This window comes from Mucilaginibacter sp. P2_A4, assembly GCF_056405015.1.
On the sequence record NZ_JBFUCX010000005.1, the window covers coordinates 1 to 16355 of the forward strand.

Annotated in this window: 20 protein-coding genes; 10 read left to right on the forward strand and 10 right to left on the reverse strand. The window is 41.6% G+C overall.

The window, feature by feature from the left end; translation table 11 throughout:
• On the forward strand, nt 1-202 hold a 202-nt coding region (locus AC1DYB_RS11065), incomplete at its 5' end, for an integrase core domain-containing protein (RefSeq protein WP_477434864.1).
• 90 nt (nt 203-292) lie between these two features.
• Complete coding sequence (locus tag AC1DYB_RS11070; RefSeq protein WP_295713958.1) at nt 293-679, forward strand: acyl-CoA thioesterase; 387 nt, start codon at nt 293-295, stop codon at nt 677-679.
• A 72-nt stretch (nt 680-751) separates the two neighbouring features.
• Here the strand turns inward: AC1DYB_RS11070 and AC1DYB_RS11075 are convergent, their stop codons facing one another.
• The 6 genes from AC1DYB_RS11075 to AC1DYB_RS11100 all read right to left on the reverse strand — a co-directional run bounded on the left by AC1DYB_RS11075 (nt 752) and on the right by AC1DYB_RS11100 (nt 5780).
• Nucleotides 752-1180 (reverse strand): VOC family protein, encoded by a 429-nt coding sequence (locus AC1DYB_RS11075; RefSeq protein ID WP_477434866.1) that lies wholly within the window; start codon nt 1178-1180, stop codon nt 752-754.
• 11 nt (nt 1181-1191) lie between these two features.
• Complete coding sequence (locus tag AC1DYB_RS11080; protein ID WP_295713953.1) at nt 1192-2043, reverse strand: YitT family protein; 852 nt, start codon at nt 2041-2043, stop codon at nt 1192-1194.
• Between the two features lie 67 nt (nt 2044-2110).
• A complete protein-coding gene (locus tag AC1DYB_RS11085; protein WP_477434868.1) occupies nt 2111-3367 on the reverse strand; it encodes an aspartate kinase in 1257 nt (418 codons plus the stop codon).
• A complete protein-coding gene (locus tag AC1DYB_RS11090) occupies nt 3368-4174 on the reverse strand; it encodes an RsiV family protein (protein ID WP_477434870.1) in 807 nt (268 codons plus the stop codon).
• Nucleotides 4175-4498: 324 nt separating this feature from the next.
• Nucleotides 4499-4918, reverse strand: a complete 420-nt coding sequence (locus tag AC1DYB_RS11095; RefSeq protein ID WP_477435349.1) for an N-acetyltransferase family protein — start codon at nt 4916-4918, stop codon at nt 4499-4501.
• Between the two features lie 172 nt (nt 4919-5090).
• Nucleotides 5091-5780 (reverse strand): YggS family pyridoxal phosphate-dependent enzyme, encoded by a 690-nt coding sequence (locus tag AC1DYB_RS11100; protein ID WP_295713943.1) that lies wholly within the window; start codon nt 5778-5780, stop codon nt 5091-5093.
• Nucleotides 5781-5823: 43 nt separating this feature from the next.
• On the opposite strand from AC1DYB_RS11100, the gene AC1DYB_RS11105 reads away from it, so the two are divergent.
• The 4 genes from AC1DYB_RS11105 to AC1DYB_RS11120 all read left to right on the forward strand — a co-directional run bounded on the left by AC1DYB_RS11105 (nt 5824) and on the right by AC1DYB_RS11120 (nt 10423).
• Nucleotides 5824-6381: a DUF4296 domain-containing protein gene (locus tag AC1DYB_RS11105; protein ID WP_477434873.1), complete on the forward strand. Its 558-nt coding sequence runs from the start codon at nt 5824-5826 to the stop codon at nt 6379-6381.
• The gene (locus AC1DYB_RS11110) at nt 6365-8731 is read left to right on the forward strand and encodes an endonuclease MutS2 (protein ID WP_477434875.1); all 2367 of its coding nucleotides are present in this window, start codon (nt 6365-6367) and stop codon (nt 8729-8731) included. Before AC1DYB_RS11105 ends, AC1DYB_RS11110 begins: the two co-directional genes overlap by 17 nt.
• A 180-nt stretch (nt 8732-8911) precedes the next feature.
• The gene (locus AC1DYB_RS11115) at nt 8912-9250 is read left to right on the forward strand and encodes a VOC family protein (protein WP_477434877.1); all 339 of its coding nucleotides are present in this window, start codon (nt 8912-8914) and stop codon (nt 9248-9250) included.
• Between the two features lie 87 nt (nt 9251-9337).
• Entirely contained in the window at nt 9338-10423 is a 1086-nt protein-coding gene (locus AC1DYB_RS11120) for an SGNH/GDSL hydrolase family protein (protein WP_477434879.1), read from the forward strand.
• A 68-nt stretch (nt 10424-10491) separates the two neighbouring features.
• On the opposite strand, the gene AC1DYB_RS11125 is transcribed toward AC1DYB_RS11120, so the two are convergent.
• Entirely contained in the window at nt 10492-10992 is a 501-nt protein-coding gene (locus AC1DYB_RS11125) for a hypothetical protein (protein ID WP_477434881.1), read from the reverse strand.
• Nucleotides 10993-11187: 195 nt separating this feature from the next.
• On the opposite strand from AC1DYB_RS11125, the gene AC1DYB_RS11130 reads away from it, so the two are divergent.
• The 3 genes from AC1DYB_RS11130 to AC1DYB_RS11140 all read left to right on the forward strand — a co-directional run bounded on the left by AC1DYB_RS11130 (nt 11188) and on the right by AC1DYB_RS11140 (nt 13137).
• Entirely contained in the window at nt 11188-11886 is a 699-nt protein-coding gene (locus tag AC1DYB_RS11130; RefSeq protein ID WP_477434883.1) for a CoA transferase subunit A, read from the forward strand.
• Between the two features lie 170 nt (nt 11887-12056).
• On the forward strand, nt 12057-12713 hold the full coding sequence (locus AC1DYB_RS11135; RefSeq protein WP_477434885.1) for a 3-oxoacid CoA-transferase subunit B: 657 nt from the start codon (nt 12057-12059) through the stop codon (nt 12711-12713).
• Between the two features lie 88 nt (nt 12714-12801).
• Nucleotides 12802-13137, forward strand: a complete 336-nt coding sequence (locus tag AC1DYB_RS11140; protein ID WP_477434887.1) for a superinfection immunity protein — start codon at nt 12802-12804, stop codon at nt 13135-13137.
• 80 nt (nt 13138-13217) lie between these two features.
• Here the strand turns inward: AC1DYB_RS11140 and AC1DYB_RS11145 are convergent, their stop codons facing one another.
• Genes AC1DYB_RS11145 through AC1DYB_RS11155 form a run of 3 tightly spaced genes read right to left on the reverse strand, consistent with a single transcriptional unit; the run spans nt 13218 to nt 15663 of the window.
• Nucleotides 13218-13850: a uridine kinase family protein gene (locus tag AC1DYB_RS11145; RefSeq protein ID WP_477434889.1), complete on the reverse strand. Its 633-nt coding sequence runs from the start codon at nt 13848-13850 to the stop codon at nt 13218-13220.
• Complete coding sequence (locus AC1DYB_RS11150; protein ID WP_477434891.1) at nt 13843-14877, reverse strand: DPBB and LysM peptidoglycan-binding domain-containing protein; 1035 nt, start codon at nt 14875-14877, stop codon at nt 13843-13845. Before AC1DYB_RS11150 ends, AC1DYB_RS11145 begins: the two co-directional genes overlap by 8 nt.
• Before the next feature lie 21 nt (nt 14878-14898).
• Nucleotides 14899-15663 (reverse strand): DUF4905 domain-containing protein, encoded by a 765-nt coding sequence (locus tag AC1DYB_RS11155; protein ID WP_477434893.1) that lies wholly within the window; start codon nt 15661-15663, stop codon nt 14899-14901.
• Between the two features lie 94 nt (nt 15664-15757).
• Between AC1DYB_RS11155 and AC1DYB_RS11160 the strand changes: the two genes are divergently transcribed.
• The gene (locus tag AC1DYB_RS11160; protein ID WP_295713909.1) at nt 15758-16237 is read left to right on the forward strand and encodes a Dps family protein; all 480 of its coding nucleotides are present in this window, start codon (nt 15758-15760) and stop codon (nt 16235-16237) included.
• The last annotated feature ends 118 nt before the right edge of the window (nt 16238-16355 follow it).

Here is a 16355-nt window from a genome sequence, read left to right on the forward strand (position 1 = left end):
TTATCGGCCGCAAACGAACGGCAAGGTGGAACGCTTTTGGAGGACCCTTAAAGAAGACCTTATTGAAGATACCGATTTCGACAGCTTTGAAGAGCTGGAAGATGAACTCCTCAAATATCTTGTTTATTATAACTGGGAACGGCCACATCAGGGCATCAATGGTAAAAAACCTATCGATATGGTCACCCTAAACAACAAATAAAAATACCTGATTCTGTTACCGAATTACTAAACCCTTACAGCAATGACGCATTTTTATGTAGGCTAAAAGATCTATTTCAATAAAATCATCATGACCACAGAAGAAAGAATTAAAGCATCCGAAACACGGATATTTAAAACCGTGTTCCCTAATAATACCAACCATTACGATACCCTTTTTGGCGGCTCGGCTATGGCTATGATGGATGAGGTGGCTTTTATTACCGCTACCCGTTTCACCCGTAAAAGAATGGTCACCGTATCATCCGACAGGATAGACTTTAACAAACCTATACCCGCAGGTACCATTATTGAGCTGGTGGGCACTGTATCGCACATTGGCAATACCAGTATGAAAGTTTTGGTAGAGATATTTATTGAAGAGATGTACTCCTTTGTGCGCGAAAAAGCCATTACCGGTACTTTTACCTTCGTGGCTATTGACGAGCATAAGCATCCGGTAGGGGTGTTAGCTTAAAGCAAAAGGCTCAAAGCGGAAAGCCGTTACAAAAAAGCTTTAAGCCTTGAGCCTTCCGCTTTCTGCTCAGTATTATACTGCAAACAACTGCCCAAGATCTTTAAAAGCCTTAAATTCAAGCGCATTGCCCGAAGGATCAAAGAGGAACATGGTGGCCTGTTCGCCCGGTAGGCCTTTAAAGCGGATGTAAGGTTCAATTACAAATTTAATGTCGTGGCTTTTTAGCCTGGCTTCCAGGGTGGTCCAGTCATCCCATTCAAGCACAACGCCAAAGTGTGGCACGGGTACATCATGCCCGTCTACAGGGTTAAAATGTGGTTTAATCTCTGTTACGGGTTTAGGTTTTAGGTGGATCACAAATTGGTGACCATATAAATTAAAGTCGGTCCAATTGGTATCGCTTCGGCCTTCGCTACAGCCTAATACTTCACGATAAAATTTGCGTGCTTCGTCCAGGTCATAAACCGGTACCGCAACATGGAAAGGTGTTGATTTGCTCATTCAGATCAATATTAATGCAGTCCCTTACGTTTTAATAGCCCGCCTGTAGTATCATCAACACTTTGTTGAACAATGAACGCTTTAGGATCAATACTCAGGATGGTGTGTTTTAATGAAGGGATCTCTAAACGGGTGGCAACGGTAAAAACAATATCCCGCGGATCATTCACATGCCCATCTTTACCGTAACCGCTTTTACCCTGGTAAATGGTAACACCACGGCCAAGATTAATAGTAATAGCCCTGCGGATAGCCTCGCTATGGGTAGATATAACCGTAATGCCCGAGTATTGCTCAATACCATTCAATATAAAATCAATCATCTTGGCGGCAGCCATATAGGTTAGTATAGAATACATTGCCGGCTCCACACCTAAAAAAAATGCCGCCAGACCAAAAATCAACACATTAAGCAGTAAGATAAAATCGCTCACCTTAAGTAACTGTGTTTTTTTGCTCACAAGTACTGCTGCTATTTCGGTACCATCAAGCACTGCACCACCACGAATGGCCAGGCCACTGCCGGTACCAATAAACACCCCTCCAAAAACTGCCGTAAGCAATTTATCATGTGTAACATCAGGGAAATGGATAACTACTAAGCTTACTGATAATAAGCCAATGGCTATGGTGCTTTTTATGGCAAACCCAAGGCCCAGTTTTTTATAGCCCAACCACAGGAAAGGTACGTTAATAACAAATATGAGCACGGAGATAGGGATAGCCGATAGATCGGCAACGAGCATAGATACGCCTGTTACCCCGCCATCAATAAAATGGCTGGATAGCAAAAAACCCTTGAGGCCAAATCCAGCCGATAAAATTCCTACCCCGATAGTTACGGAGTCCTTGATGATCGTCATTACCTTCATGCTCAAATATAATATAAATAAAAAAGAGACTTAGCTAATGTGAAGCAACATATCCTAATTACCTCACTACCACCTGTGCTGTATTCCTGCTGATCTGTTCTAATAAAATAGTTTTATCGGCGGTTAACTCCTTCAATGAATTTTGGGTGTAGTGCCTTATGGTAATCAGGGTAAGGCCGGTATTATATTTTACTTTAAACTCCTGTTTAAGGTTGGTTAACAAGTTTTCAAAGCGTTCTTCATAAAAATCAAAGCATACCGAAAAACTAAGTGCCGATGTTTGCATTACATTCACTTTAACCTGGCTTTGAGCAAACAACCCGAAAATTCCGCTCAAATGATCCTCAGTAATAAAGGAATAATCTTTTGTGGAGATAGATAAAAGCACCTGGTTTTGTTTCAGGATGATAACCGGTTTTTCAAATTTATTGATGCCGTCTTCTTTGATCACCGTTCCGGGTGCATCAGGTTGGGTGAAGGGTTTTACCAGCAATGGTATATTGGCGTTTTGCAGTGGCTTTATGGTTTTAGGGTGGATAACGCTTGCGCCATAATAGGTCATCTCGATGGCCTCGGAATAGGATAACTCATCAAACTTTACAGTATCAGGGAAAAACTTAGGGTCGGCATTGAGTATGCCGGGTACATCTTTCCAGGTTGTAACCGATTCGGCACCCAAGCATGCGGCAAATATAGATGCCGTATAATCAGAACCTTCTCTGCCCAGGGTGGTAGTGAAATTCTCGGATGTGCCGCCTAAAAAGCCCTGGGTTATTACTGCACCTTTCTGTAGCATGGCCGGGATATCGTTGCTGATGCTTGCCTTTGTTTTATCCCACTGCACGATGCCTTCGCGGTAAGTATTATCAGTATGGATATAACTGCGTACATCAAGCCACTGGCTTTTTATGCCTTCTTTATTTAAATATGCGGTAACAATGCGGGTTGATACCAGTTCGCCGATGGATACGATCTGGTCGTAAATAAAATCATAGCTGTCGTGCGGTTCATCTTCAATGGCCCAGTCAATCTCCACAAAGGTATTGGCTACATCATCAAACACCGGGTGACCGGTTTCAAACAGTTCATGCAAAATATCAAAATGGTATTGCTTAATACCATCAAAAATTTCATGCATATCATCAGTCTGATCTACATAAGCTTTGGTAAGTTTCTCCAACGCGTTGGTGGTTTTACCCATGGCCGATACTACGATGAGTAATTGCTCACCAGCATACTTTTTAACAACACTGGCCAAATTAATGATACCACTGGCATCCTTAACCGATGCCCCTCCGAATTTAAATACAAGCATTTATTTAATATATTGACTAACCACGGTATTTGGCCGCAGTAATGATTTTATTTGTGAATAGGGGATAAACAGTTCGGTGATGCCCGCTGCATAAGGCTTTATCTCGTACTGATTATATATGAATTTAAGCCCAATCGGGGTAACAGAAAAGTTGTTGTTCAAAGCGAATTTATTATCCTTGAAAAAATAATCGCGGGCCAGTGAAGAGGTGTCGCTTAGTTTTTCTTCTTTGCGAAAAATCCTTTCGGCGATGGCTTTTAATTTATCAGGGTAATCGGCTACAAAAAGGTCATCCAGGGTGATGCTTTTGTTGTCTTTGGTATTCCAGTTAATAAAAAAAGTGGCTGATGCACCATGAGCGCCACCCTGGAAGTTATAACCGCCGACCTCCAGCGTAGTAATGCCCGAATCCTGCATTAGCACTTTGGCGTGGCTATCAAGCGTAAAATACATGGCCGATCGAGGATCGGTTTTCCTGAAATCGGTATAGGTCTTTAAAAAGTTTTTACTCATCAGTTCAACGCTGCTATCTGGTTTACCATCCATTGCAAACATGCTGGTCAGCTTCCGGGTAACCGAATCGTTGAGTATTTTTTGGCCTGTGAAAACAGCGTATTTAACTTTTACCACAGTGCAGGTGCTATCGGGCTTGTTGCCGCAATCGGCAGCGCGTTCATGGATGGTTTTATAGGTGTAGGCCAATGTATCCTTTACCGTTTCGTTTATTTTTTTTGATGGGACACCCCACTGGCACGATGCAAAGGCAAACCCAACACATGCAAAACAAAGCCTAATGATATTTTTCATCCCTTACAGGTGTTTAAATTTATTAAATAACCCCTTTTGTCATCCTGAGGGACGAAGGATCTACTCTACACCATGCTTCTTCGCCTTGTACAGTTTAAGAATAGATCCTTCGTTCCTACCTATGACGTATTAACTAAAAAACTTTTTGTCATCCTGAACGGAGTGAAGGATCTATTATTCGCTATGCTTCTTCGCCCTGTATAGCCTGCGAATAGATCCTTCGTTCCTCAGGATGACAAACCTTTTAAAAGGTTATTTTTCTTTCTGAATCCCCGGAATTTTATACCTCACAATGACAGTCTGCTTATAGTTTCAAACAGCTTCTTAATAATTTTGAAGCTGTTCTTTTGATAAGGAGGCGTTTAGCCAACCGGCTTCAATATTAGCTTCGTATTTGTTGTAAAAGTTAAGGGCGGGTTCATTCCAGTCTAAAACCTGCCATACCATACCGCTAAAGCCAAGTTCTTTGGCCTCGGCAATCAGGCGATCAAACAGTAGTCTGCCTATTTTCTTGCCGCGATATTCTTCGGTCACAATCAGGTCTTCCAGGTACATGCGGTTACCCTTCCATGTAGAGTAGCGAATGTAATAAACAGCAAAGCCTACTATTATGCCGTCAACCTCGGCCACAAAAGCTTTCCATACGGGCTTATCGCCAAAACCTGCATCTATAAATTCATCTAAAGTAACGGTTACTTCTTCAGGCGCCTTTTCATACAGAGCCAGTTCGTTCACCAGTTCCATTAAGCGCGGGCAATCTTCTTTAACAGCAACACGAATCCCTCCAGTCCCTTGAAGAGGGAGTTTTTGATTGGTATTGTTTATTGTATTGTTTGTTTTCAACTTTGTAATTTCTTAATTATAAAAACTTCTGATTCAAATACCCGCACCACGCACCCCCAATCCTCGCAACACCTTAATTATTCTTCCAATGCTTTATCACCCGGGTGCCAAAAATGGTGCTGCCCAGGCGTACCATATTACTGCCCTGTTCAATCGCCACTTTATAATCGCTTGACATGCCCATCGATAAAATGCTAAAACTATCATCTTTTCTGAAATAGCTTTGCTTTATTCCGTCAAAAAATGTCTTCAGCTCGTAATATTCATCTTTTATCTGCTTTTCATTATCGGTATTAGTAGCAATCCCCATTAACCCGCGGATCCTGATGTTTTTAAAAGTACCAAATTCATCAGACCGCAGCAGTTCAATCGCTTCATCAAACCCCAGCCCAAACTTAGTTTCCTCATCGGCAATGTAAATTTGTAGCAGGCAATCAATTACCCGGTTGGCTTTTAAAGCATGTTTGTTTATCTCCTGTAACAGCTTAATACTATCAACAGATTGTATCATACTCACAAAGGGGGCAATATACTTTACCTTGTTGCTTTGAAGGTGCCCTATCAGGTGCCACTCAATATCTTTAGGCAATTGCTCATATTTTTCAACCAGTTCCTGCACCTGGTTTTCGCCAAATAAACGCTGTCCGGCGTCATAGGCTTCCTGCAGTTCTGAGGCTGGTTTTGTTTTCGATACGGCCAACAATATAACGTTGTTGGCTTCCGTTTCTTTTTTTAAGCTTTTGATGTTATCTGCAATGCTCATTTATCCGTAAATTTGCTTAATTAATTAGCCGCTAAATTACAGAATGTATAAATACTTGATCTTGTTTTTTTCAGTTACGCTTTTTTTGTGCGGTTGTAAAAGCGATAGTGTCCCCAATAAGTTTATTCAGCCCAACGTTATGGCTGCTTTGCTGGTGCAAATTCACCTGGTAGATGGCTCATTATACAATGGTACACAAGTTCCAGATAGCTTGTATAAATATGGTATGGGCAAATATTTGGCTGTATTTAAAAAAATCGGTGTCGATTCGGCACAGTTCAGGAAAAGTTTGAATTATTACAGCGAGGAGCCAGATAAGCTTTCGGCTATATATGATAAGGTTGATTTGCGTATTAAAGCCTTGATGGATTCTGTAAATCTTGTACAAACCAAAAACCGCCTGGCTTCGCAAAAAATTGATTCATTGAAAATTGATTCTGCGAAAAAAGCAAATAAAAAACCAAAAACATTGGCTCAAAAGGCCGATTCTCTTAAGGAATTGAAGACAAGAAAAGCGCAGTATGCAAAACGCGATTCAATTCAAAATAAGAAATTTAAAAAATTAAAACATAGATCAAAGCGTAATGCTGTACCCAATTAATAGTGTTGATAAGCTTGGGTTTACCGAAGTTAAAGAATTAATAAAAGCGCATTGCCTGAGTGAAATGGGGCAGCAGATGGTTGATAAGATCCAGGTGATGAGCAATTTTGACCAGATAGCCAAGTTTTTAAGCCAGGCAAATGAGTTTAAAAATATACTGGTAAACGATGCCGCCCTGCCCATCCATCATTTTTTCGATATCAAGTCGCTCGCTAATAAAGCCCGTATTGAGGGCGTTTTTTTAAGCGAGGAAGAGTTTTACCAGGTACAGGCTTCGCTGCAAACCGTATTTGCGGTTATTGCCTATTTTAGTGAACGCGAGGGATTGTATCCCAACCTGGAAGCGCTGTTTGAGCACCTGCCTATAGAAAAAGCTATCCTGAAAAAGATAGACATGGTTATTGATGCCAAAGGAAAGATCAGGCCCAATGCATCACGCGATTTGCAGGAGATAACAGCGGGCATTGCCAAAGCTGAGCAGGAAGCACGTAAAAAGATAGACCAGATATTTAAAAATGCTTCATCGAGTGGGTGGACGGCTGATGGCTCGCTTACCGTACGCGATGGCCGGTTATGTATCCCGCTGCTGGCCGAAAATAAGCGCAAGCTTAAAGGTTTTATTCATGACGAATCTGCCTCGGGCCAAACAGTTTATATGGAACCTGAAGAGGTATTTACACTCAATAACCGCGTTCGCGACCTTGAATTTGAGCGCCGGCGGGAGATAGTGAAAATATTAACGGCCTTAACAACCGAACTGAGGCCTTATGCGCCGCTTTTGTTATCGTACCACAGCCTGTTAACCAAGCTTGATTTTGTGCGCGCCAAGGCGCTGTTTGCCATAGATATAGAGGGCGAAATGCCCCAGGTGATCAACGAGCCTAAGCTGAAATTATTTAACGCGCGGCATCCGCTGTTGTTCCTCAATTTTAAAAAGGAACAAAAAACCGTAGTGCCGTTAAATGTGCAGATTGATGAGGGCACCAGGATCATCGTAGTATCCGGCCCTAACGCGGGTGGTAAATCAGTTTGTATGAAAACGGTAGGTTTGCTGCAAATGATGGTGCAGGCGGGTTTATTGATACCTGCAGCCGAAGCCAGCGTAGTGGGGGTGTTTAAGCAACTGTTTGTTGATATTGGTGATGACCAATCAATAGAAAGTGACCTGAGTACATACAGCGCCCATCTATCCAAAATGAAGAATTTTGTTGAGCAGGCAAATGGTAAAACACTGATACTGATAGATGAGTTTGGTACCGGTACCGACCCTCAATTTGGCGGCCCTATTGCCGAAGCGGTGCTGGAATCACTCAACCATAAAAAAGTGAAGGGTATGGTTACCACCCACTACTCCAACCTTAAGATATTTGCCAGCAATACAGAGGGAATAGAGAATGCCTCGATGCTTTTTAACAACGTAGAGATGAAACCGCTTTACCGGCTGGAAGTTGGTAAGCCGGGCAGTTCATACGCTTTCGAGATAGCTCAAAAGATAGGTTTGCCGCTAAATGTGCTCAATCTTGCGAAAAATAAAATAAGCGAAGGGCAAAAAAAGGTAGATACATTGTTGGTTGATTTGGAACGTGAAAAACGCGAGATCTTCGAGACAAAGCAAAAACTGGATAAACAACAGCGCCGTGTAAACGAGCTGCAGGCTGAGAATGAAAAGCTGAAAAGCTATCTCGACGAAAACAAAAAGGCGTTGATAAGAGATGCCAAAGATCAGGCTAAAAACATTATCCTTAACGCCAATAAACTGGTTGAAAATACCATATCAGAGATAAAAAGCAGCAATGCCGATAAGGAAACAACGCGTAACCTTCGCGAGAACCTGAATGTGGAGTTAAAGAAGAATACGGTTAAAATTGAACCGGTAAAGCCCAACCCCGCAACTGCAGATGAAGAAATAAAACCAGGCGATTGGGTAAAACTAACCGATTCTGAAACAACGGGCCAGGTGATAGAAGTCATCCGCGATAACGTGGTAATTGCTATTGGCGATTTGCGTACCGTTGCCAAAAAGAAACGGGTGGAAAAAGTGTCAAAATCATCAGTCCCTAAAGAGATCAGGCGGACAATGAATTCGCATACCAGCGATTTTGCCAATTTTAGTCCGGAGATTGATGTGCGCGGGCAACGTACCGAAGATGCCCTGCACGCCATTGAAAAACTGTTTGACCGGGCGCTGATGATGGGCTTTAATAACCTGAAAATAATTCATGGCAAGGGAGATGGCATCTTGCGGAAAATGATAAGGCAATACCTTAAAAAGTATGATCAGGTTGACCGTATGGAAGATGAACATGCCGATAGAGGGGGTGATGGAATAACTTATGTATATTTTAAATAGGCTATAAAAGGGGCTGAATAAGAAGACCTGAAAATTTTCACAAAACGTATCCGTAATATATTTATTTTGTATAAATTATGTTACGTGTGGGTTAACCGCGCGCAAGGCGAGCATGCCTACGGCAGACTTATGTATATTTGAAATAAAAATATACTCATGCCCCTAAAAAATCTTACTCCAATGTTATACACGCGGCAGGTGAGGGCCAGTGTTGATTTTTATATTGAAAACCTGGGTTTTACTTGTGTGGGGTATGATGAAGATTGGGGCTGGGCCACGGTAAGCCGGGACGGGGTAGAGATTATGTTTGCCCTGCCAAATGATCATACCACATTTAGTATTCCCAAATTTACCGGTTCCTTTTATATCCGTACAGATAAAGTAGAAGACATCTGGAATGAACTAAAAGGAAAGGCTATTATATGCTACCCCCTGGAAACCTTTGATTACGGCATGCGCGAATTTGCTGTTTATGATTATAATGGCTACCTGTTGCAATTTGGTATGCCTGTTGATTAAGTATTGGGACAGGTAGTCAGCAACGGTGGTCATTTGCTTTGCGTTATTAAGTTTCATAAATTTAAAGCTGTAAACCGTTTTTTCAAAATGCGTAAACTATACCTTATTGTTCTGTTCCTGCTTTCTGTAGGAACATTATCCAACTGTACAGCCCAAAGCTTAGTACTTAAAAGCAAGGATCTGCACATCCGCTATACAGGTCGTATCAACATGACGGATGAGGCTGCTGAATTTTACTGGACCGGCTCATCTGCTATGATTAATTTTGATGGCACCGGCGCATCTGTTATTTTGCAGGACGAACGCGGAGATAATTATTTTACCGTTGTATTGGACGGTAAAGTAAGTGGCACTATTCACCTGGAAAACGTAAAAAAAACCTACACGCTGGCCGAGGGATTACCGGCTGGCCCTCATAGTTTGGAAATATTTAAACGTACGGAGTGGGAGATGGGTAAAACCACTTTTTACCAGTTTATTTTAGATAAAGGTGCTTCCGTCTTGCCGGCTCCACCCGTTAAAAAACGCAAGATTGAATTTTTTGGCAACTCCATAACTTGTGGGTACGCCGTGGAAGACACTACCGGGCAGGATAGAGGTACCGCCCCTTATGAAAATGGCTACGTCAGTTATGCCGCTATAACCGCCCGCCATTATAATGCTGCATATGTTTGTACAGCTAAAAGTGGTATTGGGGTAATGGTAAGCTGGTTCCCGCTGATTATGCCAGAGATGTATAACCGTTTAGATCCAACCGATCCGACGAGTTTATGGAATTTTACCAAATACACGCCGGATGTGGTAGTGATCAACCTATTCCAAAATGATTCGTGGATAGTGAAACTGCCCGATAATCCACAGTTTAAGGAGCGTTTTGGTACAAAAAAACCAGAAGAGGAACAGATTGTGAAAGCCTATCGCGAAATGGTAAAAAACATCCGTAAAAAATATCCCAAAGCGCAGATCCTTTGTATCCTGGGCAGTATGGATGCTACCAAAGAGGGCTCTCCATGGCCGGGATATATTGAAAAGGCGGTTGCAGGCTTAAATGATAAGTCGATTTATACCCACATGATCCCCTACAAAAATACCAACGGCCACCCAAGCGTAAAAGAGCAGCAAGCAATGGCTGATGACCTAGTAGCGTTTATGGATAAAACGGTGAAGTGGTAACACGATTTAAGGATTTAGCAGGATGGACAGGATTTTTACCTGCTTGTCTTTTGTCTGATACCAATTTTTCACCCATTATTATTGCCATCGCTATCAGCAGTGCCTTGCTGGTAAGTTTGCCGGGTTTGTACAATGTGATCGCAAACGTTTGTAGTTTCATCACCGCCCTCATCGGGCCGCCTGTTTGCAGCCGCCACTACAGCCGCATCATCGTTTAATTGGCCCAACTGGTCTGGATCTTTAAAATGGCTATTCTCCAGGTGCTCCTCAATTGGTTGGGTCTGTTTGAAATGAGCGTTGATATATGCGGCCTTTAGCAATGGATTTGCCTCATCATCACCGGAAGGTGTGAGGCTGTTCTCTCCAAAGTTTTGTCCGCCCATTCCATGCCCTTCCATTCCGGGGGCATCCTGTTTTTTCATATCGTTTTTTGATGCAGGGAAGCCATGTTGCAGGTCCTTCTCTGTCAAATTATTATCATCATCCACACGGTAAGCATTGGGCTTTTTGCCCTGCTGTTCTGAATGGTTGCTGTCTTCACTCAAAAACTCTTTGTCGTTTAGTGCCATAGTTTTATAAGTTGATAAATATATAATACCATATTTTTCTAATTGTTTTTGATTGTTTAATTTGTAAGAGAATAGGCCCTAAGTCAAGGGTATTAAGGGAGTGCCAATTATCAAATATTTCTTTTATCCTTTGTCCCTCCATCCTTCGTCTTTCTTAGCTTATTTTAAGTAGTTTTGGTTAACCAATTATTGAACATGAATAAAGTAGTTACTGATGCCGATGAGGCCATCCGCGATATTGAAGACGGTATGACCCTGATGTTGGGTGGCTTTGGTTTATGCGGTTTGCCAGAAAATTGCATAGCAGCCCTTGTTAAAAAAGGGGTAAAGCAGCTCACCTGCATATCCAACAATGCCGGGGTTGATGATTTTGGTATAGGCCTTATGCTAAAACAAAGACAGGTAAAAAAAATGATATCATCTTATGTAGGCGAGAACGCTGAGTTTGAACGCCAGTTGCTGAGCGGTGAGTTGGAGGTTGACTTGATACCGCAAGGAACCCTGGCCACGCGCTGCATGGCTGCCGGTTATGGGATGCCTGCTATTTTTACGCCTGCCGGCGTAGGTACAGAAGTAGCGATAGGTAAAGAGGTTCGTAACTTTAATGGGAAGGACTACCTGATAGAAATGGCCTTTGATGCCGATTTTGCCATAGTAAAAGCCTGGAAAGGAGATACGATGGGCAATCTTATTTATAAATCAACTGCCCGCAACTTTAACCCCGTAATGGCAATGGCCGGTAAAATAACCATTGCAGAGGTAGAAGAACTTGTTGAGGCAGGCGAATTAGAGCCCGATCATATACATACACCCGGAATTTACGTGCACAGGATTTTTCAGGGTAAAGATTACGAAAAGAGGATAGAGCACCGGACGGTGAGGTCAAAAGAGTAAGAGACTGGGAGATAAAGGAGTAAGGATAAAGGAGTAAGGATTGAAAGAAGCTATAAAATGGTCGTCATTGCGAGGTACGAAGCAATCCCCGATTTACAGAGCCGATCTGTTTAGTTTGGGATTGCTTCGTGCCTCGCAATGACGGGTTGATAAATTTTCAAATTGAACAGATGTTAGACAAGCAAGGAATAGCAAAACGTATTGCTAAAGAAATTAAAGACGGCTATTATGTTAACCTCGGTATTGGCATTCCTACGCTGGTGGCCAATTATATTCCAGAAACTATGGATGTGGTATTACAGTCAGAAAATGGCTTGCTTGGGATGGGGCCGTTTCCGTTTGAGGGTGAGGAAGACGCGGATTTAATAAACGCGGGTAAGCAAACTATTACCATGTTGCCCGGTTCGGCTACTTTTGATTCGGCTATGAGCTTTGGGATGATCAGGGCCAGGAAAGTTAACTTAACCATCCTGGGTGCCATGGAGGTATCCGAAAATGGTGACATCGCCAACTGGAAGATTCCCGGTAAAATGGTAAAAGGCATGGGCGGCGCTATGGACCTGGTGGCATCGGCGGAAAATATAATCGTAGCCATGCAGCACGTAAACAAGGCAGGCGAATCAAAACTATTGCCCCAATGTAGTTTGCCTTTAACCGGTGTTCATTGTGTTAAAAAGATTGTAACCGAGCTGGGGGTTTTTGACGTATTGCCCGATGGAGGATTCAAACTGCTGGAACGTGCGCCCGGAGTAACTATTGAAGAAATAAAATCGGCGACAGCCGGCAAGCTTATAGTAGAGGGTGAGATTCCGGAAATTATTCTCTAATGTAAAAATTTAATGATAATTGTTTATTTCACAACACAATTGTCATTAAATTGTTATATTGCATAATAAGTCCCTTAGTTTAATTTATATGATAGGTTATCCCGAATTGATACTGCTTTTTATATTTTTAGTAATTGCAACACCAATATATTTCCTGCCATCAATATTAGCTTGCGAAAAATGCAATTACAAATCTGTATTGTTACTTAATATTTTTTTAGGATGGACAATCATAGGTTGGATAGTTTCCTTAATATGGGGACTTAAAACGGTGAAAGATCCCTTGAAAATGTATAGGTTAGGCACATCTGATTGCTGCCCTAAAATAGAAGCCGAATTGGTAAAGCTCCAAGACCTGTTCAATGCCGGCGTAATTACCAAAGACGATTACTACGACCAAACCAGGAAAATTATAGGTAGCTAATATGAAATAAATGCCATTTGAAGATTTGAAAATTAAAGCGGAAAAGCATTTTCAAATCTTCAAATGACTCAATCTTCAAATCAAAATAACCTTGCCCTCAAGTTTGCAGAGATTTCCTCTGTTACAGCCATAATATCATCAGCCACATGCTTATTATTAGTAATAATCGGGTGGCATTCGTTTTTGTAAGGCAGCAGGTATTCTTTATATGCGGGCACTACATGGTTAAGCCATTTATACATCACGTCATCGTGCGAGTAACCACGTTCAATCAAATCACGTTTAAGGCGGCGTTGTAGCGCTATATCTTCATCTGCTTCAATAAACACCTTCATATCCAATAGTTGGGCTATATCTTTAAAATGCAGGATGAACAAGCCTTCCACTATTAAAATTGGAGCAGGCTTAATTTCAAGCACTTTGGGAATAGCATCAGGATTATTGAAAGTATACTCGTGCTTAAGAATGGTTTCCTTATTTAATAATTTGCTGATATCTTCCTGAAAGTGCTGATGGTCAATAGTATCTGGCAAATCAAAATTGTACAGTTTGTTCTCCTCTTTGGTCATCTTATGGGCCACAGGAATATAATAATCATCCTGTGATACCAGGCACACCTCATCCTGTGTAAAATGCTCCAGGAAACATTTCAAAAAAAAGGTTTTACCAGAGCCACTTCCACCGGCAATTCCAACAATATAAGGTTTATTCATTCGGGCTGCCGTAGCTGATATTTACATTAATACGTTTATCCAAAGCACCCAAAGCATCGGCGGTGTTCTTGGTCATTACAATAAGCACGTTCTTGGTAGCTTCGCTATCCGTAAATCTGCCAACAACTTTGGCATAGGTGGTGTGGTTATTCATTGGGTTGGTGATCTTAATAACGGTACCAATAGGGGCTGTACGGTGTAAAACCAATTCTTTTTTAGGGTCAAGGCTGGTATCATCAACCCAGGTTGCTACACCCTTTTCGTTTTTTTCATACAATCCAAAACGGTTGGCCTTAAACTTAGCATCAGCACTATCAATTGCCATGGTTGATGAATCTGTTTTCAGCGCATCCTGTTTGGCCACAGTCCTGTCTTCGGGAGGCAAACCGGTACGTACTTTAATGATCTGGTTTGGTTTAAGATCATCAGCGCTCAGGTTATTAAGGGTCTTAATGTCATCAACTGAAGTATTAAAGCGTTTGGCTATTGAAGTTAACGTTTCGCCTGCAGATACTTTGTACTGTTGAACGTTATCCATATTAGTATCAGTAGCTTGCTGAGGGGCAGGTGCAGCTGTTTTTGGGGCATTGCTTACGGGTTGCTGCACAACAGGTGATGCTTGTTGGGTAACGGGTTGCTGTGTTACCGGGGCTTGCACCTGTGGTTTGGCAACAGGTTGTTGTACCTGTGTTTTTTGTTGCACAACAGGAGTTTGAATGACTGGCTTAGTTTGTTGTACAGGAGCCGGTGTTTGTGCGGTTGTTTCAACAAATGGTCGCTCGGTAGGTACTTTAATAGTGCCGCCAATTTTTAGCGTGGCGTTATTGTTAAACTGTATAATAGTTTTTGGGCTTACATTATAGCGTCTGCCTATGGAGTAATAATTGTCTTTTGGATCAAGTTTGTGAAGGATGATTTTTTTGCCGTTAAGGTTTTCAACGCCTAGAGAATCAACGGCGGTATTTGCTAAAACGGATAAAGAAAATGTGAGTAGGGGAGCGATCGATAAAAGGATCTTTAATTTCATAATATGTTATAATACAGTATTTTATAAATTTAAAACAATTAATTCCGACCTGTTTTTGAGGTAGATCAGTTTATTCTTATTCAATACAAACGCCTCGGGCTGCAATTTTTGTATATTGGTTTGCAACAAATCGTGATAAACAATAACATCTTCATCATTATAAATATAAAGATGCTGCTCCAGTTGTTCATCCAAAAATGTGTGCAAAGATACAATTCTATAATTATTGTGCTCCATGTAGTGCACGGTATTTCCGTAAGGCTCTGCGGGCAAAGCAATGTGTTTTAAAAACGAATAAGGCAGTAATTGGGCGCTTACAATATGGTTATCCAATTGTGTATCGATAACGGGTTGATAAGCCCTTAACGTTGATCCGGTTTTTATATCAGCCAAAAATAATTTCTTAGGCTGAATTTGTGCGTTGTAAACTACTGGTCCGTTTACCGAGAGGTGGTCAAAGGCCAAAGTGTAATTACTCCAAAGCGTTTGCCCGCCAACCCCATCAATGCTGACCAGGCCTTTGTGTACCGGTCCTTTTTCTGACTGGTAATTGTGGGTGAGCAGCACGCCATTGTGAGCAGCCTCGATACCGGTGAGCCAGCGTTCTGGCGTGCTAAGCTCTGTAAAGTGGATGCGTCCATCGCCCAGATCTATTGAGGTGAAACTTACTTTTTTATCCTCGCTGCTCCGTACTTCAAGGAATATAATGTTGCTTATTTCATCAATTTCCATACGCCAGATGGGGTGTTTACATTGATGTTGTATGAATGGTAGCAGCTTTGTCATAAAGTTTACAAATATGATTTATTATATTCAAAACTGTTTAATTTTACCAAACAATGCTACCACGCCTGTGTTAAAAAACTAAATCACTATTAATATGAATGCTGAAGAAATAAGCTTAGAAGAAGTAAAAGTAAAACCCGTTGTTGACCATCTTAATGATCTGTTGGCTAACTACCATATTCATTATCAGAAACTGCGCGGTTGCCATTGGAATGTAAAAGGCCCAAGCTTTTTTACCCTGCACATAAAGTTTGAGGAACTGTACACCGCGGCTTTACTAACTATTGATGAGCTGGCCGAAAGAATCCTGTCATTAGGTAAGCCTCCCTATAGTACTTTTAAAGATTATATCACCACATCACAGATTAAAGAAATACAAACCATAGGCTTAAAAGACACCTTGATGGTGAAAGCCATTATTGAAGACCTGGCTGCTTTAATTGCTAAAGAAAGAGAAATATTAGACATCACCGCCGAAGCAGGTGACGATGGCACCAACGATATGGTGAACCGCTTTATGCAATTCAACGAAAAAAATACCTGGATGCTGCGCTCGTTTGTAAACGAGGACTAAGGAGTATTCACTTGTATTAAGAAAGCCGCTTGTTTTTACAGGCGGCTTTTTTGTTGCTAATAAGTTAAATTTTTGAAGCTGATCTGCCTACGTAGAGATTACTTCATGACTCGCAATA